This window comes from Serratia sp. T13T92, from assembly GCF_047530105.1.
Lineage (GTDB): Bacteria > Pseudomonadota > Gammaproteobacteria > Enterobacterales > Enterobacteriaceae > Chania > Chania fonticola.
The window spans coordinates 33,195-52,229 of the sequence record NZ_JBLJAK010000023.1 but is presented as its reverse complement, the minus strand read 5'-3'; the positions used below and the strand labels follow the sequence as shown (position 1 = coordinate 52,229).

Annotated in this window: 18 protein-coding genes; 9 read left to right on the top strand and 9 right to left on the bottom strand. The window is 48.6% G+C overall.

The features are described 5' to 3' along the window. Window positions 1-13 precede the first annotated feature (13 nt). The 4 genes from ACMV5I_RS19480 to ACMV5I_RS19465 form a co-directional block, all read right to left on the bottom strand. A complete protein-coding gene (locus ACMV5I_RS19480) occupies window positions 14-2,521 on the bottom strand; it encodes an outer membrane usher protein (RefSeq protein ID WP_414825089.1) in 2,508 nt (835 codons plus the stop codon). 15 nt (window positions 2,522-2,536) lie between these two features. Next, the gene (locus ACMV5I_RS19475; protein WP_196061721.1) at window positions 2,537-3,067 is read right to left on the bottom strand and encodes a fimbrial protein; all 531 of its coding nucleotides are present in this window, start codon (window positions 3,065-3,067) and stop codon (window positions 2,537-2,539) included. 75 nt (window positions 3,068-3,142) lie between these two features. Then, window positions 3,143-3,673, bottom strand: coding sequence for a fimbrial protein (locus ACMV5I_RS19470; protein ID WP_414825088.1), 531 nt, complete (start codon window positions 3,671-3,673; stop codon window positions 3,143-3,145). Between the two features lie 772 nt (window positions 3,674-4,445). Continuing rightward, the gene (locus tag ACMV5I_RS19465; RefSeq protein ID WP_202672495.1) at window positions 4,446-5,123 is read right to left on the bottom strand and encodes a helix-turn-helix transcriptional regulator; all 678 of its coding nucleotides are present in this window, start codon (window positions 5,121-5,123) and stop codon (window positions 4,446-4,448) included. 762 nt (window positions 5,124-5,885) lie between these two features. Here ACMV5I_RS19465 and ACMV5I_RS19460 point away from each other — a divergent pair. After that, a complete protein-coding gene (locus tag ACMV5I_RS19460; protein ID WP_414825087.1) occupies window positions 5,886-6,836 on the top strand; it encodes a winged helix-turn-helix domain-containing protein in 951 nt (316 codons plus the stop codon). Next, a complete protein-coding gene (locus ACMV5I_RS19455; protein ID WP_202672497.1) occupies window positions 6,833-7,318 on the top strand; it encodes a hypothetical protein in 486 nt (161 codons plus the stop codon). The genes ACMV5I_RS19460 and ACMV5I_RS19455 overlap by 4 nt, the downstream gene beginning before the upstream one ends. A 261-nt stretch (window positions 7,319-7,579) precedes the next feature. Here ACMV5I_RS19455 and ACMV5I_RS19450 read toward each other — a convergent pair whose 3' ends face one another. Further along, window positions 7,580-8,659, bottom strand: a complete 1,080-nt coding sequence (locus tag ACMV5I_RS19450) for a linear amide C-N hydrolase (protein WP_121608292.1) — start codon at window positions 8,657-8,659, stop codon at window positions 7,580-7,582. Between the two features lie 109 nt (window positions 8,660-8,768). Between ACMV5I_RS19450 and ACMV5I_RS19445 the strand changes: the two genes are divergently transcribed. Then, window positions 8,769-9,656 carry a LysR family transcriptional regulator gene (locus tag ACMV5I_RS19445; RefSeq protein ID WP_141133221.1) on the top strand — a complete coding sequence of 296 codons (888 nt, stop codon included), beginning with the start codon at window positions 8,769-8,771 and terminating at the stop codon, window positions 9,654-9,656. Between the two features lie 43 nt (window positions 9,657-9,699). Here ACMV5I_RS19445 and fdnI read toward each other — a convergent pair whose 3' ends face one another. Genes fdnI through fdnG form a run of 3 tightly spaced genes read right to left on the bottom strand, consistent with a single transcriptional unit; the run spans window position 9,700 to window position 14,281 of the window. Continuing rightward, complete coding sequence (gene fdnI, locus ACMV5I_RS19440; RefSeq protein ID WP_024482937.1) at window positions 9,700-10,341, bottom strand: formate dehydrogenase-N subunit gamma; 642 nt, start codon at window positions 10,339-10,341, stop codon at window positions 9,700-9,702. After that, window positions 10,328-11,221, bottom strand: a complete 894-nt coding sequence (fdxH, locus tag ACMV5I_RS19435) for a formate dehydrogenase subunit beta (protein ID WP_414825086.1) — start codon at window positions 11,219-11,221, stop codon at window positions 10,328-10,330. Before fdxH ends, fdnI begins: the two co-directional genes overlap by 14 nt. A gap of 12 nt (window positions 11,222-11,233) precedes the next feature. Next, complete coding sequence (fdnG, locus tag ACMV5I_RS19430; protein WP_115159583.1) at window positions 11,234-14,281, bottom strand: formate dehydrogenase-N subunit alpha; 3,048 nt, start codon at window positions 14,279-14,281, stop codon at window positions 11,234-11,236. Window positions 14,282-14,748: 467 nt separating this feature from the next. On the opposite strand from fdnG, the gene ACMV5I_RS19425 reads away from it, so the two are divergent. Next, window positions 14,749-15,138, top strand: coding sequence for a hypothetical protein (locus ACMV5I_RS19425; RefSeq protein ID WP_414825102.1), 390 nt, complete (start codon window positions 14,749-14,751; stop codon window positions 15,136-15,138). Window positions 15,139-15,180: 42 nt separating this feature from the next. Here ACMV5I_RS19425 and ACMV5I_RS19420 read toward each other — a convergent pair whose 3' ends face one another. Continuing rightward, window positions 15,181-15,564: a hypothetical protein gene (locus ACMV5I_RS19420; protein ID WP_121608296.1), complete on the bottom strand. Its 384-nt coding sequence runs from the start codon at window positions 15,562-15,564 to the stop codon at window positions 15,181-15,183. 227 nt (window positions 15,565-15,791) lie between these two features. Between ACMV5I_RS19420 and ACMV5I_RS19415 the strand changes: the two genes are divergently transcribed. The 5 genes from ACMV5I_RS19415 to ACMV5I_RS19395 are packed head-to-tail and all read left to right on the top strand — an operon-like array spanning window position 15,792 to window position 18,860. Next, entirely contained in the window at window positions 15,792-16,211 is a 420-nt protein-coding gene (locus ACMV5I_RS19415) for a PPC domain-containing DNA-binding protein (RefSeq protein ID WP_202728520.1), read from the top strand. Window positions 16,212-16,238: 27 nt separating this feature from the next. Then, a complete protein-coding gene (locus ACMV5I_RS19410; protein ID WP_414825085.1) occupies window positions 16,239-16,817 on the top strand; it encodes an ECF transporter S component in 579 nt (192 codons plus the stop codon). Then, a complete protein-coding gene (locus ACMV5I_RS19405) occupies window positions 16,817-17,527 on the top strand; it encodes an energy-coupling factor transporter transmembrane protein EcfT (RefSeq protein ID WP_414825084.1) in 711 nt (236 codons plus the stop codon). The genes ACMV5I_RS19410 and ACMV5I_RS19405 overlap by 1 nt, the downstream gene beginning before the upstream one ends. Then, entirely contained in the window at window positions 17,512-18,189 is a 678-nt protein-coding gene (locus ACMV5I_RS19400) for an energy-coupling factor ABC transporter ATP-binding protein (RefSeq protein WP_414825083.1), read from the top strand. Before ACMV5I_RS19405 ends, ACMV5I_RS19400 begins: the two co-directional genes overlap by 16 nt. After that, window positions 18,183-18,860 carry an ABC transporter ATP-binding protein gene (locus tag ACMV5I_RS19395; RefSeq protein ID WP_414825082.1) on the top strand — a complete coding sequence of 226 codons (678 nt, stop codon included), beginning with the start codon at window positions 18,183-18,185 and terminating at the stop codon, window positions 18,858-18,860. Before ACMV5I_RS19400 ends, ACMV5I_RS19395 begins: the two co-directional genes overlap by 7 nt. Window positions 18,861-19,035: the final 175 nt, after the last annotated feature.

The following is a 19,035-nucleotide window of genomic DNA, read 5'->3' as shown; positions in this document are numbered from 1 at the left end:
AATTTGATTTTTTTTAATTCAAAAAAATACAGGGTAAAAGAATGTTTTGCAATTTCTCAGTAACGAGGTTTGTTGGGAATGAAATCTGACATTGTTCAGCACCATTCCAACGCAATTGCATAATGGCAGAAGCCTGGATACCACTTAAGTAAACGCTGCCATCATCATTCACAATTCCTACTTCTCTGTTATCTTTATTCAGCACTGTTGCACCAAAGGGTGGGGAAGACCCATCAGGCAACCTAATGTATATAAGCGCTTTTTCGCCCTGAACAATACTAAAATGACGATAACCTATAGCACCTTCCGTTAACGTTATCTGCTCTACGGTATTTATGGCTTCAGCATTATCACTCAGCTTATTAACGTCGATACTAAGTTGATTTCTATAATAGTTGTTTACATCCGACACGACGGCTTTGCCAAATATATTTGAGCGCGCCACGGCACCAAAACCGCGCACCGGAACATCACTCACCCCATCGGTATCAACCATGACTCGTGCAGAGCCTGGAGTGTTAATACGGTGTAGTGCACCACCTTTCATCGTAGCCGTCAGTCCACCTTGTAACCCGATCCCCGCAGAAGTAAATCCTAACTCCTGATAGCTGGCATTGGCATTCACTTGTACATTATCGCCCGCATGGCTATAAAAACCGCTGGCGGCGTTTTGAGCGCCATTTTTACCCACGCTGATCTGGTAGCTATCGAAATCATTAAGCGTTGAGAAATAGCTCACTTGATTGCTACTCCCCCCTTTGTAACGGGAGCTGTTTAAGCCGATTGAACCATGATCTCCCCAGGGAACTGACAGGGATAAATAAACACCATCATCATTTGAGTTATTAAATTTACTGCGATATGCGTTGACGGAAATATTAATGTTTTTCACGTTAGCAATATCAAGATATTTCGCCAATGCAATATTATAGCGATCATCCACTGAGTTATTCCAATAGGTACGGTGGTTGTAATCTACAAATAGGCTGGCGCCAATACCTGTAAATTGCTGATTAAAGCTCACAGTATACATTTCTTTTGTGCCTGCACGACGATAATCGGACTGTCTTGCATCCAGATAATCGGCCATACTTAAATAGTCTCGCTCTGAGAAGCGATATCCGGCAAAAGTTACCTGACTATTAAACTCATCAAAACGCTTTGAATAACTCAACCGATAGGAGTTACCCTGCAAAGTCTCAGTTTGCGGAAGCTTTGCACGAGAATGCGTTGCATCCAAAGATAAAGCACCAAATAACATCAGATCGCGACCGATACCGACCGCTAAAGCCTGATAATCGTTATTAACCGTGTTTCCTCCGTAAAGTGACCAGCCATTAGCCACACCCCACGAAAACTCTCCCATTGAGAATAAAGGCCCCTGGCTGCGATGACGAAAATCAGTAGGACGCCCGGCCGATACCATATAACGCAACGTTCCCGGCCGCGTCAGATAAGGAATATCTGATGTTTGTACGCTGAACTTCTGGTTTGAGCCATCTTGCTCTTCTACTTCAACGTCAAGCTGACCGTTTACGGCATCGTTAAGATCTTGGATCTTAAATGGGCCAGGCGCGACCTGAGTCTGATAGAGTACCGCCCCTTGTTGCCTGACGGTGACCTTAGCGTTTGTCTTGGCAACACCGGTAATTTCAGGCGCATACCCGCGCAGATTAGGTGGCAACATACTATCGTCACTGCGCAATGAGACTCCGGTAAACCGAAAACTATCAAAAATATCGGAGTTCACGAAGTTTTCACCAAGAGATAAACGTGCCTTCAAACTTTTTATCGGGCGATAAATATAATATCTTGTCCAGTCAAAACGGTTGCTATGGCTACTTCCAGCAGATTTATTATCTATCTGAGCCTGCCAGTCTGCCCGAGCGCGCCAAGGGCCAAAGTTAACACCTGCAGTCCCGTTGCCACTCATGCTGTTATTCTGACTACTATGGCGTGGACGCATAGTAGTGAAATTTGTATTATAATCAAACAATGCACCAAACACGCCATTATCCCAGCGTGAAGGTGGATCCCAGTTCGGTGCCGTGTATTCTAAGAAAGCCTGAGGGATGCTCAGGTTTAATGTTGAAGTTGGCAGTTCAGAGGTTATTTTCCAGCCATCATCGGCAGGAATAACAAGACAAACCTCATCATTGTTGCTCCCTGGTTGCCACTTGAGATCACTAAGATATCCTTCCTTTAAACCAAGTTGTGCGACAAGCTCTTTCGTTAAGCAAGGAAAGCTGGATTTTTCATCTTCAGGAGTTGAATAATAAAGTATATCAAAGTCTGTAATCTTTTTCTGATTCAGAATAACAGCCATGCGATAGACGCCCGGCATGATATAGCCAGCGACAGCGAATACCGAAAGGTCAAGATTATTTTTATCATTCGTATCAAGGATGTCAGTGTTAAACTGAGTTTCTTCAGCCGCATACACATTAATCTGCCCCAAAAAGGCAAGCATAATTATGCATGCGATTCCACTTTTCGATAATTTCAGTATTTTTTTTGACATCCTTGCCACCATCAATTAAAAATAATCTATCTTGTATTTTATAGACGTATTAAAATCGCCTGCTTTTATTATTCCAGCATCGTGCGTCAAGGCTAAATAGTACTTAATACTGATTCCACCCTCGCTTAGTAAGTGTTGAGATAATGGAATCCCGGGTAAGGAAGGTTTGAATTTTTCATCAGAAAGGGCGACACCTACGCCCTGACTTGAGCCTTTATTAATGAAGAGACCATTGTGATTTTCTCCATCAAATGTAATTTCAAAATACCGCCAATTGCTTGCGTTTGGGTTTAACTTTTCCAACGTGCAGTTAATCAAATTGATGCTAAATGGAACGCTCGTACTACGCCCATTTCTCTCTAATTCGCCGACTGTGATCACACCTAAATCTACAGTTTGATTTAAGCTGTTCATATCAATAGTGCAGGCGCTTTCGATAATGCTGCCACGCATATTCAATCTTCCATGGCCAGCATCTTTGCCAACAACAGGATTAATAAAAATAAGGTCGAGACATAAAAGTAGAAAGAATATGGTTTTTTTCACGATTTATTCTCGCTTTAAGCAGACACGAAAAGTAAATACTTAACGTGCCTGTATTAAAGTTACTTATCTGAATTATTATTCGTAAGCAAGCGCGTAGTTAGCGATAGAGGTGAATTCACCTGGGGTAATAACAGCAGTCGGACCGGTATCACCCTGAAGATAAGCAGAGAATACTAAGGTATTGCTTCCGTCCATAAGCAGTTGTGGAGAAGTAGCAGTACCAAACTTAATTGGAGTGCCCGCGCCATCGGTCAGAACGATACTTGCACCTTTCGCAGAACCAGTAATACCCAGCAGGTCTTTATTACTTGCTGATGCTGGACCAGTAAAGGTTGCGGTTACGCCTTTTGTAAGAGCAGCTGTATCACATTTCTCAAGGTCGATTTGGAAAGTAACAGGAGTTGATTTCCCACCATCTTTCAAAGCAGTTGCAGAAACCTGACCCAACTCAATGTTCTGGTTAGAGGTGCCTGGGGTAATTGAACAAGGTGCTTCAATGATTGAACCTGTGAATTTGATCTGACCTTTACCTGCTTCAGTAGCAACAGCAAATGCATTAGACATAAAACCGGCAGCAACGACTAGTGCTAAAATATTTAATTTCACCTAATTTCTCCTTTGTGATTTTCTACTTTCATATAAAAAAGTATTTTCCTGCCCTAATGTTCCTGGCCTTTATAGGTGACTACACTCACTTCACCACAAATCCACTTAACCTGATTGGGCAGAGGGACTATAGTGGGAATTAATGTCGCGTTCATCCAAAACAAGCTCAAATAACATTTACCCATTAAAAACATAGAGTTATGATGCGTTTTTTCATTAAGAATAATGTGTTGCTCAATTGATTTAATACTTTTTCAGGGTAGGTTTAAAAAGTTCTTCCTAAGAGAGTGTAAACAAGTTAGAGAGGTGAGGAGCCTCTTTGTAAGTATTGTTTGGAATACTCTGTATCTCACAAAGACAAAGGAAAAATGGTAAAGATGGCGTACAGCCTGTAAGGCGTTAAACCTTACCAGATGAGTTTAAATAGTCCGTACTGATCTGAGAAGCCAACTGAGCAGATACTGTTGGGGTAATCCCGGACGGATAATGGAGGATATTCTGGATGTGGTCTCAAGTTTCGTGCTAGCGGATAGTCTGGAAGAATTATCCGGGAGAGGTAAAAAAGAGGCCGTAACGTTATCCGTTACGGACTCCTTCAAAAGCTTAACTGGCAATCATCAGGTTTTTAGCAAGAATCAAAAAAAACGGGCGTACATATAACTTAGAATTTTTTATAATTTTAGGCATGTATATTATTAGTAATAAAATAAGATTGTTAGTTATTCCCATCGGAGATGGTTTTTAATTTGTCATCTTAAACATAACAATAAATTTAGAGCCTGCACAATTTATATCTATAATAATTAATTAAAGCTTTATTGAAATCTCCTTTTCGTTCACATCCTATTTTTTTCATTATTCTCATGCGGTAGTAACTGACTGTTTTAGAGTTAATCCCCAGCAATGAGCCTATAAATGTTGGAGTAAAACCATTATAGAGATAAAAGCATATACGCTTCTCTCTCTGGTTTAAACTCCAGAATGAGGCATGTTCACGTACCCGGACTGGTTGAGAATGGGCAGAGTTATGTGAGTTTAGCATTTTGTCAAAGTAGCTTAAATGACAATCCTCGCTTGATATGAAAGAGACAGACCGTGAAATATATTCATTTATCCCAAGCCCTAGCATATGTAAAAAGTCTTTATCTGCTATAATCACGTGTGAGGTTTTTCTTAAGTAAGCATTTCTATGAATATCTTCATAAACAGAGAGTACTTTTCCAGAAAGGTAGCACTGGATGGAAATACCAGCGTTTAATTTACTCGGTGCTATCTTACTGATAGTGTTTTCAATGTACTTCACGACACCTAAACTAAAATACATATTATCTGTGACAATATAATAATTAATATTTTTGATGGGAGAATCATAAGATAATTCGATTGTTCCATTATCCTTAATGGTCCCATGCAACCCATCTACCTCAGGCAGGAAGTTAAATTCACTCATGATATTAATCTCATCTCTTTTATAATGTCTAAGTTCTACATTCACAGAATATAAGACTAAGATAAACTAGCAAATGAGAATGTGTGTCTCTTTGCGTTATTGGTGAGAATTATCTTACTGCAATGTTGGCTATTTTAATAATAAAGAAAACTCAATAATAATTAATAAGGTTTTTTGGGATATTGGTGGGTAATGATGTTGGCGGTTCAATCCCTGCACACAAACATAGTGGCTCTTCATTTACTTGTATAACATTATGATATTTAAGGATAAAATAACTTACTTTTTCTATGTAAAGCCAAACTATTTCTTTATGGCCGTGTTAAAAATCCCATTCTTGAAGACGCTACTGACTCGAAAGTTCTGATATTACGCCTCCCTTAACTCCGATAATCACAATGTTAAAATTATAACATAAAATCAGGTGGTTAATGGGGTTATATTGACTTAATCCTTAATTTTGACAATGTAAATGTTAGAATAATACCATGATATCAAGTGATTAATGCGACTGAGGTATAAGTTTGTGAAAATTGCCAACCTTCAGCATAGTCGAAACCATTGATCACTCATGAAATCATAACCATATGATACTAATCAGTAAATAATAATGCATCACGTAATTGCCTTACTAACTGTAGTGTTAATTTAAGGAGGTGTCTTGTTCAATTATTGCCCCTACAGAAAATTCTTAGACACAGATCAAAGCGAGGGTTGCGGCTTAATGTCATAATATTCACATTATTTAATGGAGGTAATGTAATGGATAAGGTTATTAAGACCAGCGGCCAGGAGACATCATCATGCTTTGTGATCGCGGATGCTGTTATCTTTTGTCCCATGGAAAATACATTTAAATCAATTGCTAATGGAGTTGAGTTCCCTATCCTTGTCTCAGCTTCTGAATGCTTCCTCCACCTGATAAAAAATCATGGAGTACTCGTCACGAAGGGGGCTCTTATGCAAATAGGATGGGAGCAATATGGACTTCATGTCAGTGACAATACCTACTATCAGAATATCCTGACCCTGCGTAAAGGGCTTAGGCAATGCGGTATTGGTTTCGAAGTGATCAAAACAGTTCCCAGAAAAGGTTTATTGATACCAAATTCCATCAAAGTTATACCTTTGTCTAGTGGCGTTCCGGTAGTTCAAGAGGCTCCAGAGGCTCCAGAGGCTCCAGAGGTTCCAGAAGTTCCAGAAGTTTCAGAAGTTTCAGAAGTTTCAGAAGTTTCAGAAGTTTCAGAAGTTTCAGAAGTTTCAGAAGCTCAGGCCAGCATCTCAACTATTTCATCACAAGATCAAATATCTGCTCGCCCAGTTGAAAAGTTACCAGCACAAACCCAAGTTTTAACGCATCACCCAGAATCCTTAAGAAGTAAGCGGATAATGCATTTTGCCTTTAGCCTACTTGCTTTTACATCGTTGATCGTTGGAGGGGGATTATTCCTGCCGGAGTGCTATTCATCAACATTTCATAACATTGGGGATATAAATGGTTGCCGGGTTAATATTAATGAAAATAAAAGCGCAGAAGATGATTTTTATAAGTTTAACGCCAAGGATCCGGTCAGTTGTCAAGGCAACGAAGTGGTCTATTTCTCAACTTTTCAGTTCATACCCAGGGTTTCCGTTATGAAGTGTCGTGAAGAATTTACTTATCTACAACGAAATGATTGCATCTCCTATTACTATATAGAGAATCAATCGTGATAAAAAGATTTTTTAGTTTATGTATATATGTTGCTGCTATTTCCATAATTTTCATTATGTTAGGTAAGTGGTTGTTAACAGGCATTGGTTACTGGCGTGATACGCACTTTTCGTGTGATACCAAGCTCATTGTTAAGAAAAAAGACGATACTATTTCACTGGTAATGACATACTTTTTAAACGGAGATAATGGTTTTGTTGTAATCAAAGGCCAGCTGGAGAGAGAAAAACGTCAATACAATGTGAGTCGAAAAACCTATTTTTCTATGCGTAAAACGGGTGATTTATTGCGTGTAAAATCAACATTAACTATAAAAACGCCAGCGGGAGATAACGCTTTAATGTCAGATTTAAAGAATATATTGCCTGCCTTTTATTTAGAAAAAGACATGATACTGGAGATAACTGTTGAGCCGCAGGGATGGAATGGTTACCTGTTTTCCACAGGATATGTACCTTCATTTTATTGCAGAAGAACATAAATATCGTGGGGCTAAAACTCGAGAACGACAATCACCACCAAGGCGAAAATAAATTGCAAAATTTGCGACATAAACAATCCGAACGGCATACAGGCTAGGAAAGCGCTATTTAGCCACAGCCCGTGGTGCCTTTCATTACCCTGCATTACGATTAGAACAAAATACTTTGGGCGAGAGTTATGCGTTCAGATTATTGCTGGCCATCGGCGGCCAGCAGCGTTTGATCGTGAAATTACCCCTATAAAAATAGGGGGTTAAGCGCTATTTCGCCTGGGCCAGCACGTTACCTTCCCAACCCTGTTGGGCATAGTCGTTAAGATGGGCGATCTTACGCACCGGCTGCCCTTGGCTGAAGTTGATGTCATGCAGTGGAACCCAAACCTGCGAGGCCGCAAAGGCAGACTTGAAGTGATACTCCGCATGGCTCAGATCCGAAATCGCCGTCCAGTAAGTCCCGATGCCTTTGTTCTGGTCCGGGCGCTTGCTGTATTTGGCATACATGTCGGTGACCTTTTGTTCGCTTGGCTCTGCCGGTGAGCCGATCGGGTAAGCCACATTATTGAGCACCGATAAGATGAAGCCCTGCGCCTGGTTTTTATTGTCCGGCTGCGGCAGATTTTTCAAATCATAGCTGGCGCGCACCAGGCGCTCATCCGCTTCCAAGCCACCAGGGATCTCGCTGCGCTTGGCATTCTGATACTTGGCCAGGTTCTGCAGTTGTTTATCGTAAGAAGGGGGATTGGTCATCACCCGATAATTTTTGTCGTGATAGATATTCACTTTGCCATTATCGATCTCGATGATGGCCGAATCGCCGCTAACGTCCTCGATCGCGATGTGTTTGGTATCCGAAGCGTAATCGATAGGCATATGGGCGGCGGCCAGGCGAACATCGCTGCGGATGGCTTTAACCGCTTCATCAACGGTGGCGTAGTTATCCAGGATGTAGCTCAACCAGGCGCGGCTTTCGATCACCGGTTTGTCCTGATTGTCCTGCTGCACTTGGCTGCCATTCATATAAAACAGCGTATGGCCCGCCAGCCCCTTTTCATTCATACCGTCCATTGGGAACACGCCATCGGCGTATACCACGACGCTGCCGTAGTGGGTTTGCCACTGGGCGGCGTTCTTCGCATCCCCGCCGTTATGCGCAATACCGCGTGGTGTGATCACCAGTGAGGGATCTACCGGCCCGAAGAAATCCAGATTGCGTGCGCTGACCATATAGCCCGGGTACATATTCATAAAGGCACGGGTGCAGGCTTGCGCCCCGGTTGCCAGGCTGGCGCTGAGTGCGGCACCCACCAGTAGGGCTGATACGCTGTGTGTGAACTTTTTCATGGTTATTTTCCTTACCTGAATGAGGTGAACAAAATAATGGTAAGCCCGCGAACTAATATCGTAGAGTGGATGAACGGGGGGAAATCCCCCGCAATTTTGTGGAGGAGAGATGGGGAAGATAGGTTTTTCGTTGGCGCAGATTGAAGCTTTCGCCAGCGTTTGCGAGACCGGCAATCTCACCCAGGCCGCCAAGCGGTTGGGGAAGGATCGCACCACCGTCAGTGAACTGATCGAAAATCTGGAATTGGATCTAGGCTATTCACTGTGCGATCGCCGTACCCGCCCATTGCAACTGACCGAGGCGGGCCAACGCCTTTACCGGCAAGCTCGGCTGTTTTTGCAGGAGGCAGAGGCCCTTAGCCTGCTGGCTCAGCATATTCCGCAGCAGGTGCGGCAGAAACTGACGCTGTGCTATGACCCGTTTACTCCGCGCGCTTTTTTAACGGAACTGGCGATGTTTCTGGGTCAGCGCGGTATTCAGCTTGATTTGCTGATGATGGAGCGTGGTGAGGGTGAGCAGGCGTTGGCAGACGATGTGGCGGATATTGGCGTTTATCAGGCGATCAACCGTTCGATTGGCGAAAAGTTTAAGTGGCGAGCCTTGGGGGCCATTGAGTTGGCCGTCTACGCTCGCGAGGGATTTTTCCCCGTAGGCAGCCCGGTCACCTTACTGTCGCTAGCATCCAGTACCCAACTTATTCCCTTTAATGACCTACCCGAACCGATGGCGAAGCGCCTGCAAATCGCCGATCGCATTCAGGTCGTCAATGAACCGGCTTTGCTGCAAACGTTGTTAACCGCCGGGCTGGGATGGGCATTCCTGCCAACTCATCTGAAAATGCAGCACTTGCCGCAGGTAGAGCGGCTCGATACGGAATTGGGGAAACAGGGATTGATGCACCCGATGGTGGCGCTGTGGAAGCCTGGGGCCAATAGCGAGTTGCTGAGCCTGATCGAAAGCATGCAGCAGATCTTTGATGGTTCAGTGGTAGCTTGAGGAGATTGTCGCCCCCTCATGCGAAGGGGCGAATTTCAACGGTTTACTGCTCGTCTTTCTGCTCTTCAGCCTCGACCTTACGGTACCAGCGTGGGTGATGCTTCTTCGCCCAGCGGCGGCTGACCTTGCCTTCAATCATGCCTTTGATCGAGCCTTTCACCCAGAATGCCATATACATATGGATCAGAATGGCGTGGATCAGCACGATCGCCGACGCGGCGTGGATCAACAGTGCATAGCGGATCACCGGGATCGGGAAGTTGTGGGCGAAATAAGGGCGCCAAATGATAATACCGGTGATCAACAGCACGAAAATCATGCTCATGATGCTCCAGAACATCATCTTCTGGCCGGCATTATATTTGCCGACGTCAGCGACCTTATGCTCATTGCCCTTCAACACTTCCACGATGCCCTTGACCCACGGCAAGTCCTCTTTCTCGGGGATGTTATGCTTCACAAAGCGGAAGAACATAAACATCAGCGCGATAAAGATCAGCACGCCAAAGAAAGGATGCAGGATGCGGCCCATCTGCGGCGTACCAAAGGTCTCGGTCAGCCATTGCAGCGTAGGGAAGAACAGCGCAATACCGGACAGCGACACCAGGAAGAAGCAGATGACCACCGTCCAGTGACAGGCCCGGTCGATAAACTTGGTGCGAACGATCATTTTACTTTTGCTCATGATGGTCCTCCTCGTCTTCATCATCCACTTCCTTGTTCGGGCCAATGCCGATGTAGTGGTAAATCAAACCGGCAAAGGTGGCGATGAAGCCCGCCACGGATAAGGGTTTGAGCACGCTTTTCCACAGCCCGATCGACAGATCGATATGCGGGTATTTTGGCAGATTGTGGTACAGCTCGGGGTTATCGGCATGGTGCAGTACGTACATCACATGGGTGCCGCCAACGCCTTGCGGGTTATACACACCTGCCTGGTCAAAGCCGCGTTTCTTCAGCTTTTCGACCCGCTCCTCTGCCACGTCCAGCATTTCTGCCTTGGTGCCAAAGTGGATAGCGCCCGTCGGGCAAGTCTTCACACAGGCCGGTTCCTGGCCCACGCTGACGCGGTCAACGCACAGGGTACATTTGTACGCCCGGTTATCTTGCGGGTTCAGTCGTGGAATGTTGAACGGGCAGCCGCTGATGCAGTAACCACAGCCGATGCAGTGCTCGGACTGAAAATCCACGATGCCGTTGGCATATTGGATAATCGCACCAGCAGACGGGCAGGCCTTCAGGCAACCCGGATCTGCGCAGTGCATGCAGCCATCCTTGCGGATCAGCCATTCCAGCTTGCCGTTCTGCTCCACTTCCGAGAAACGCATCAGCGTCCAGGATTTGGCACTCAGATCGGCGGGGTTGTCATAAACCCCGACGCAGTGGCCCACTTCGTCGCGAATGTCGTTCCACTCGGAACAGGCCACCTGACAGGCCTTGCAACCGATGCAGGTGGAAACGTCAATCAGCTTGGCGACCTCGACCTTGTAATCACGCGCTTGCGGAGGCGGTGTCAGGGTGTTGGTGGCCGAACGTTTGATAATGTCTTGGGATTGCATGGACATAAATTCGGCTCCTTACACCTTTTCCACGTTAACCAGAAACGCCTTGTATTCCGGCGTTTGCGAGTTGGCATCGCCGACAAACGGCGTCAGGGTGTTAGCCAGATAGCCTTTGCGGGCTGCCCCTTCAAAACCCCAATGCAGTGGAATACCGATGGTGTCGACATCCTGCCCGTTAACCTTCAGGGTTTGCAGACGGCGGGTCACCACGGCTTTCGCCTTGATAAAGCCCCGCTTGCTGCTGACCTTGACGGTATCGCCTTGCTCAATCCCTTTCTCCTTCGCCAGCCGTTCACTGATTTCCACGAACTGTTCCGGCTGCATGATCGCGTTAAGGCGCGCGTGCTTGGTCCAGGTGTGGAAATGCTCGGTCAGACGATAGGTGGTACCGACGTAAGGGAACTCGGATTTATCACCCATGCGCTTGGCGTCGGACGGATAGAGACGGGCCGCCGGGTTAGAGATCACGTTTGGATGCAGTGGGTTGGTGCCCAACGGCGTTTCAAACGGCTCGTAGTGTTCCGGGAACGGCCCTTCCGCCATTTTGTCGAGGGCAAACAGCCTGCCAAGCCCTTCCGGTTGCATGATGAACGGCCCAACGCCGCTGCCCGGTGCGGCGGTGTTGTAGTCTGGAATATCATTCCCGACCCACTTGCTGCCGTTCCATTCAATCAGCATGCGTTGCGGATCCCAAGGTTTACCCATTGGGTCGGCGGAGGCGCGGTTGTAGATAATGCGGCGGTTCAGCGGCCATGCCCAGGCCCAGCCCAGCGTGTTGCCCAAACCGGACGGATCGCTATTATCACGGTTGGCCATCTGGTTACCCTTGCTGGTCCAACTGCCGGTATAGATCCAACAGGCTGAAGCCGTGCTGCCGTCATCGCGCAGCATCGCGAAGGAATCCAGCAACTGGCCTTTTTTCGCCAGCAGATTGCCGTTGGCGTCATACAGATCTTCCAGCGCGTAGCCGTTGCTGTCTTTGGCCACTTCCTCGGATTCAGGGTGATCTGGCCGTTCATAGTGCCAGCCCATTTTCAGTAACGGTTCGACACCTTTACCGCCTTCGCTGCCGTACATCTGGCGCAGACGATGGTACAGACCGGCCAGGATCTCGCCGTCGGTAATCGCTTCACCTGGGGCATCGCCGCCTTTCCAGTGCCATTGCAGCCAGCGGCCGGAGTTGGCGATCGAGCCGTCTTCTTCGGCAAAGCAGGTGGATGGCAGCCGGAACACTTCGGTTTGGATCGACGCGGTATCGACATCGTTCATCTCGCCGTGGTTCTGCCAGAAATTGGAGGTTTCCGTGACCAGCGGGTCGATGATCACCAGATACTTCAGCTTGGCCAGTGAGGCGACCACCTGATTCTTATCCGGGAAGGAGGCGACCGGGTTAAAGCCCTGGCAGATATAGCCGTTGACCTTATTCTGATCCATCATCTGGAAGTACTTCATGACGTCGTAGGACTGATCCCACTTCGGCAACCAATCAAAGCCCCAGTTATTCTCTTTCTGAGCAGCGTCGCCGTAGAAGCTCTTCATCAGGCTGACGAAGAATTTCGGGTAATTGCTCCAGTAGTTAACCTGGCCAGGCAAGGTGGCCTTTGGCGTATTGGCGGCCAGATAGGTAGCCAGATCGGTCTGTTTATCCGAAGGCAGCGTCAGGTAACCCGGCAGGCTGGTGGACAGCAGGCCAATATCGGTCAACCCCTGAATGTTGGAGTGACCGCGCAGGGCGTTGATGCCACCACCCGCCATGCCCATGTTGCCGAGCAGCAACTGGATCATCGCCATGGTACGGATGTTTTGCGCGCCGACCGTGTGCTGGGTCCAGCCCAAGGCGTACAGGAAGGTGGTGGTTCGGTCTGCTGCGCTGGTGGAGGCCAGGACTTCACACACCTTCAGGAAATCTTCCTTCGGGGTGCCGCAGATATTTTCCACCACTTCTGGCGTGTAGCGACTGACGTGTGCTTTCAGCAGGTTCCAGACGCAACGCGGATGCTGGAGCGTATCATCACGCAAGGCATAGCCATCTTCACCAAACTGGTAGTTCCAGGTGGTTTTGTCGTACTGACGTTTGTTGTCGTCATAACCGCTGAACAACCCGTCTTCAAACGTAAAGTCATCGCGGACCAACAGGTTGGCGTTGGTGTAATGCTTGACGTATTCAGCGTTGATCTTGTTGTTGGAGATCAGGTACAGCAATACGCCCGACAGGAAGGTAATGTCGGTGCCGGAGCGGATCGGCGCGTAGATATCGGCGACCGATGCGGTACGGGTAAAGCGAGGATCGACGACGATTAACGTGGCGTCGTTGTTGTTTTTGGCTTCCATCGCCCAGCGGAATCCCACCGGATGCGCTTCAGCGGCGTTGCCGCCCATCACCATCACAACGTTGGCGTTTTTGATATCAACCCAGTGGTTGGTCATCGCACCGCGACCAAATGTTGGAGCAAGACTTGCTACCGTTGGTCCGTGTCAGACACGCGCTTGGTTATCAACTGCCAGCATGCCCAGCGATCGGACAAACTTTTGTGTCAGCATGCCGGTTTCGTTACTGGCCGCAGAGGCGCATAACATCCCGGTGGAGAGCCAACGGTTTACCGTTACGCCAGCGGCGTTGGTGGCTTCGAAGTTGGCGTCCCGGTCATTTTTCATCAACCTGGCAATGCGGTCAAAGGCATCATTCCAGCTGATGCGCTGCCATTTATCTGAACCCGGCGCGCGATACTCTGGGTAACGCAGGCGGCTATCGCTGTGGATATAGTCCAGCAGGCCGGCGCCTTTCGGGCACAGTGCCCCGCGGTTTACCGGGTGATCCGCGTCGCCTTCGATATGGAAAATCGTCGATTTGGCGTTTTTTGCCCCATCGCCCAGGCTATACATCAATAAACCGCAGCCTACGGAACAGTAGGTACAGGTGTTGCGGGTTTCTTTGGCGCGCAATAATTTGTAGTTGCGCGTTTCCGCTAACGCAGCCTTGGGCGCGAAGCCTAATGCTGCCACCGTGGTCCCAGCCATCCCGCCAGCGCAGATTTTAAAAAACTGTCTGCGATTGACGTCCATTGCTTTCCCTAATGCTTATCAGTGGTTTTTTAGTGATGGCAAACTAACAGCAATAACCCAAGCGTTATTGAGGGAAATCAAAATAAGGGAGAGTTAGCGGGAAAATACTCCTTAATAAGTAGCCAGCGGCGCGGCAAGTAATCCTTAATTTATCGCGATAGGTCTAAATTTGTTAAGTGGTTAATTTACCTTATTAATTTCAAGTGAAAACTATCTGTGAATATTGTAGATAAACCTGTTTCACCGATTGCCGGGAGAATTATCGACGGTATTTTGTTACCCATTTCCGAATGGGTATTTTTTTTAAGTGGTTATTTTCTTGCGAAAAATGGCGTTAATTTGGAATTTGCTTCGCAAAGTTAATACGCAATCCGATCGAATCGTTGAATAGTTTGTTTTATGAGCATAAATAGGTAGGGAACTAGCCACGAGAATGACGGATAGATTTTTTAAGGACGGAAACCATGATGCAGACCTACCTGACGTTACGTGCGTTGGCGAGGGGGATTAACCCGGAAACGGGGGAATTTTTGAATCACACCTCGCTGGTTCATTCCCCTGGGACGATCCGGATGCTGTTTGCCCTAGCGGATGAGTTTTACGCCGAGCGAGAACGAGTGAAAAAGGCAAAGTTATCACCCGAGGAGCGGCGGCAGAAAAATATTGCCGAAGGCAGGCCAGCCAACTTCAATTTCCCCTGGTCGGAAGAAGACAGGAAGCTATTGGAGGAAGGTTACAGCGCTGGCAAAACGATAGAGGCGTTAAGCGTGGAGTTTGGTCGCTCCCTGCGCGGCATTGCGGTTCAGCTTGAAAAAATGGAGTTGATCACCGAAGAGCAGGCCGCTGCTTATAACTGACCGGGTTAAGCCTCCCTTCTGGAGGCCACTTGTCAGCAAGCTTCAATCCACCGGCGAGGTGGGTAGGCGAACGATGTCCTGATTGTCGTTACCCATCCAATAGACGCCTTCTTTTGCCCAGAATGGGCCTTCGACAAAGTCGAGCAGGTCGGAATACTCTTCGTAGAACTGCTTGCCGTTTCGGTCATAAACCCGCATGTAGCCGGAGTAATGCCCGCCATCGCCAGGCATGGTGAAGCGCGGAATAAACTCGAAGGTTTTATAATAACGCACCACATACTGCTGGTTGGGGCTCCACTCTTCGTATCGCAGTGTCCCTTGTTTCCACCACAGGTAGCAGCCAACAATGGCCGCCACCAGGATTGCCACCGCTACCCAGCGCTTACGCTCGCGTACCAGAGTTTCTTGGCTTTTTATTTTTGGCATCAGTGTTCTTTCAGACCCATTCCAATTTAGCTTTTGGCCAGCATACCAGCACCGCCGCTTTTACTGACCTATGTCACATACATAGGCCGCATCAATCTTTATCATGCTGCATAACGTCCGAGGTTCGGAGTTATTTGGAGTCACATCCCTCATGCAGCATCCTACCTTCCCGACGCCATTTCCCTATTTTCCGTATCACCAAACCCACTGGGGTAAAGGATCTTAGCGTGGAGACATCAACGCCGTCTACGGCACAGTTTTATGCCTTGCGTCTGTTACCGCAACAAGACCTGCTGGTTGCACTACGTGATTTTATCCGGCAGCAGAATTTGCGTGCCGCCTGGATCAGCGGCTGTGTCGGCAGCTTGAGCGAAGTGGCTTTGCGTTATGCCGGCTGCGAAGGCACCACGTTATTGAGCGGAAAATTTGAAGTGGTCTCACTGATTGGCACGTTGGAGGCCGGAGGCGAACATCTGCATCTGGCAGTGGCCGATGAGCATGGCCATATGACCGGCGGCCATGTGATGGCAGGCTGCACCGTGCGCACCACGCTCGAATTGGTGATTGGGGAATTGAACGATGTCGTATTTAGCCGACAACCTTGCGCGCTTTCGGGCTATGACGAATTAAACGTCGAGCAACGCTAATTTTCCTACTAGTTGAGTGAGGTTGTTATGGCACGTAATGGGTTATCGAGTCAGACGTTGGTGTTGATGGTGATTTCAATAGCCATCAACATGATCGGCGGGCAGTTGGTATCGATGTTGAAGCTGCCTATTTTCTTCGATTCTATCGGTACCTTGCTGAGTGCAATTCTCGCCGGGCCGATTATCGGCATGTTGACCGGTTTATTGACCAACCTGATCTGGGGCCTGCTCACCGGCCCGATTGCGGCGGCGTTCGCACCGGTGGCAATGGTGATTGGTTTGGTGGCTGGCTTATTGGCTAGCATCGGCTGGTTCCGGACGTTACCAAAAGTGATCCTGAGTGGCGTGGTGATCACCTTGGCCGTGACGATAGTTGCCGTACCGATCCGTACTTATCTGTTTGCCGGGGTCACTGGCAGTGGCGCAGACTTCTTTGTCGCCTATGTGCATTCTATGGGCAGCAACCTGATCGAATCCGTCGCAATGACCGTGCTGGGGATCAATCTGATAGATAAAGTGCTGGTTGCCATTATCGTCTGGCTATTGGTGCGCAATATGTCGCAGCGAACACTGCGTAATTTCCCTGCAATGGCCGCCGTGCGTTAATGCACCCGTTTACCTCGCTGGCTCTTTGGCTGGTATTGGGTACTAGCAGCTTACTGATGCCGTTTGGCTATCCGTTGCTAGCCTATAGCCTGGCGAGCGTTCTATTGCTGATCCTGATGAAAAGTACCCGGCATCGCTGGCGCTATGTGGCGTGGATCATGTTACCCATGGCGGGCGGCTTATGGCTGGTGCATAGCGGTTGGCTGGCGTGGTGGTTACGGGGGGAGGCGCGTGATGATAGCGAAATGCTCAACGCCGCCGCGCTCTGGCTACGCTTGTTGGCGTTGTTAAGTTTTGGGCAAATCTGGCTGCAATACGTGCCGCCACAGCGCGTTATTCGCGCCCTGTTTGCCAGCCGTTTGCCGCTCGGGCTGGCATACCTGCTGGCGGGGCCGTTGCTGGTTGCCGAACAGCTGAGAGCGCAACTGGCCGCGATTTACCAGGCACAGCTGGCGCGAGGCGTACCGTTAGACGGTTATTGGTATCAACGATTGCGCTACATTCCGGCATTGGTTATCCCGTTAACCCACAGTGCGTTGAATGATTTAACCGCGCGTAGCACGGCGCTGGATATGCGCGCTTTTCGGCTGCATCCCAGACGCACAACGCTATGGGCTCCGAGCGACAGCCTGCTGCAACGTAGCGTGCGCTATGGCTTGCTGTTGGTGGTGGCATTGGAAATAGGAGCCTGGCTGTGGTTGTGGCACTGAATGCGCTGAGCTTTATTCCTCAAGGTAGTCGCTGGCAGTTGGAAAGCATCGATCTACATTGCGAGGTTCCAGGTTTATATGGCATTAGCGGTGGGAATGGCAGCGGCAAAACCACGCTTGCCCAGCTGCTGGCAGGCTGTTTCCCCGACTTCTTACCCGGCACATTACAGGGATCGGGACTGGTCCTCGGTGAGGAAATAGGTTCGCGCCCGTTGGTTGAAATGGCGCAACAGGTGCAGCTCATTCAACAGGCACCACAGCTGCAACTCTCAGGCTGTACCTTCACGGTCGAAGAGGAGATTGCCTTCGGGCCGGAGAATCTGTGCCTGGATGAAGCCGAGATCTTGGCGCGTATCGAACAGGCGCTGACGTTTACCGATTGCCACGCTTTACGCCATCGTCACCCGGCCACGCTCTCTGGCGGCGAGGCGCAACGGGTGGTGATGGCCTGTGCGCTGGCGATGCGCCCCCGGCTACTATTGCTGGATGAAGCCTTTAGCCGCCTGACCCCCGATGCTACCACCAAGCTGTTACAACAGCTGGCCACCTACGCTAACCAGCAGCAGTGCGTGATTTTGCTGTTTGAACGGTCGCTCACCAAGGTTGCCGTTTATTGCCTGCAAACTTGGGCGTTGGAGCAAGGCAGGCTCTCATTATGCTGACGATTGAATCGCTGGAATATCAGTGGCCAGGGGTGAGCGAACCCATCATTAGCGGTTTGGATTTGACCATTGAGGCGGGGGAATGGGTGGCCCTGATCGGGGATAATGGCGCAGGGAAATCCACGTTATTACGCCTGATGGCCGGGTTGCTAAAACCGACCGGGGGCAAGGTTCTCTTGCAGGGGCAGAATATTGCCACCCTAAAAGCGGCACAGCGTGCTCCGTTGCTGGGAGTATTATTTCAGGAAGCGGAACGGCAGATCTTTCGTAACCGGGTACGCGATGAGATCGCTTTTGGCTTACGCCATCAGGGTGTGCGCGGCGATAGTCTGGAGCAGCGTGTTAATCAAACGCTGGCGCTTTGTGAGCTAACGGATGTAGCGGATGCTCACCCATTGGATTTACACGCCGGACAGCGGCGTATGGTTGCGGTAGCCAGCCTCGCAGCTGTAGCACCGCCTCTGATACTGCTGGATGAGCCCAGTCGTGACTTTGATAGCTATTGGTTGGGGGTATTTACCCGCTGGTTAGCGGTTTGCCGTTCGCAAGGCTCCACCGTGCTGGCCATTAGCCATGATTATGCTTTTGTTAAAACGCACTTTCCTCGCGTGATCCGCCTGGCCGATGGGGTTATAGCGGAGGATGGCGATGCGGGTCGGATAGTGGGTTAGCCTTCAACTCCATCATCGTTTTATCCCATTCTTGACGCATATCGAGTGATGATTTTCCCTGGTTTTTTCTTACCGTATCAACGGCTGCCTGGGCATATTTGGACATAGGAAAACCTCGATTGGTGGTGATATTAAAAAGCCCGCTGTTATGCGGGCTGCTGTTATGCGGGCTCTC

Bases quoted from the DNA above. Each gene is read 5' to 3' on its own strand.
- ACMV5I_RS19480 (WP_414825089.1), bottom strand. From the start codon at position 2,521: ATGTCAAAAAAAATACTGAAATTATCGAAAAGTGGAATCGCATGCATA.
- ACMV5I_RS19465 (WP_202672495.1), bottom strand. From the start codon at position 5,123: ATGAGTGAATTTAACTTCCTGCCTGAGGTAGATGGGTTGCATGGGACC.
- ACMV5I_RS19460 (WP_414825087.1), top strand. From the start codon at position 5,886: ATGGATAAGGTTATTAAGACCAGCGGCCAGGAGACATCATCATGCTTT.
- ACMV5I_RS19450 (WP_121608292.1), bottom strand. From the start codon at position 8,659: ATGAAAAAGTTCACACACAGCGTATCAGCCCTACTGGTGGGTGCCGCA.
- ACMV5I_RS19445 (WP_141133221.1), top strand. From the start codon at position 8,769: ATGGGGAAGATAGGTTTTTCGTTGGCGCAGATTGAAGCTTTCGCCAGC.
- fdnI (WP_024482937.1), bottom strand. From the start codon at position 10,341: ATGAGCAAAAGTAAAATGATCGTTCGCACCAAGTTTATCGACCGGGCC.
- fdxH (WP_414825086.1), bottom strand. From the start codon at position 11,221: ATGTCCATGCAATCCCAAGACATTATCAAACGTTCGGCCACCAACACC.
- ACMV5I_RS19425 (WP_414825102.1), top strand. From the start codon at position 14,749: ATGCAGACCTACCTGACGTTACGTGCGTTGGCGAGGGGGATTAACCCG.
- ACMV5I_RS19420 (WP_121608296.1), bottom strand. From the start codon at position 15,564: ATGCCAAAAATAAAAAGCCAAGAAACTCTGGTACGCGAGCGTAAGCGC.
- ACMV5I_RS19410 (WP_414825085.1), top strand. From the start codon at position 16,239: ATGGCACGTAATGGGTTATCGAGTCAGACGTTGGTGTTGATGGTGATT.
- ACMV5I_RS19405 (WP_414825084.1), top strand. From the start codon at position 16,817: ATGCACCCGTTTACCTCGCTGGCTCTTTGGCTGGTATTGGGTACTAGC.
- ACMV5I_RS19395 (WP_414825082.1), top strand. From the start codon at position 18,183: ATGCTGACGATTGAATCGCTGGAATATCAGTGGCCAGGGGTGAGCGAA.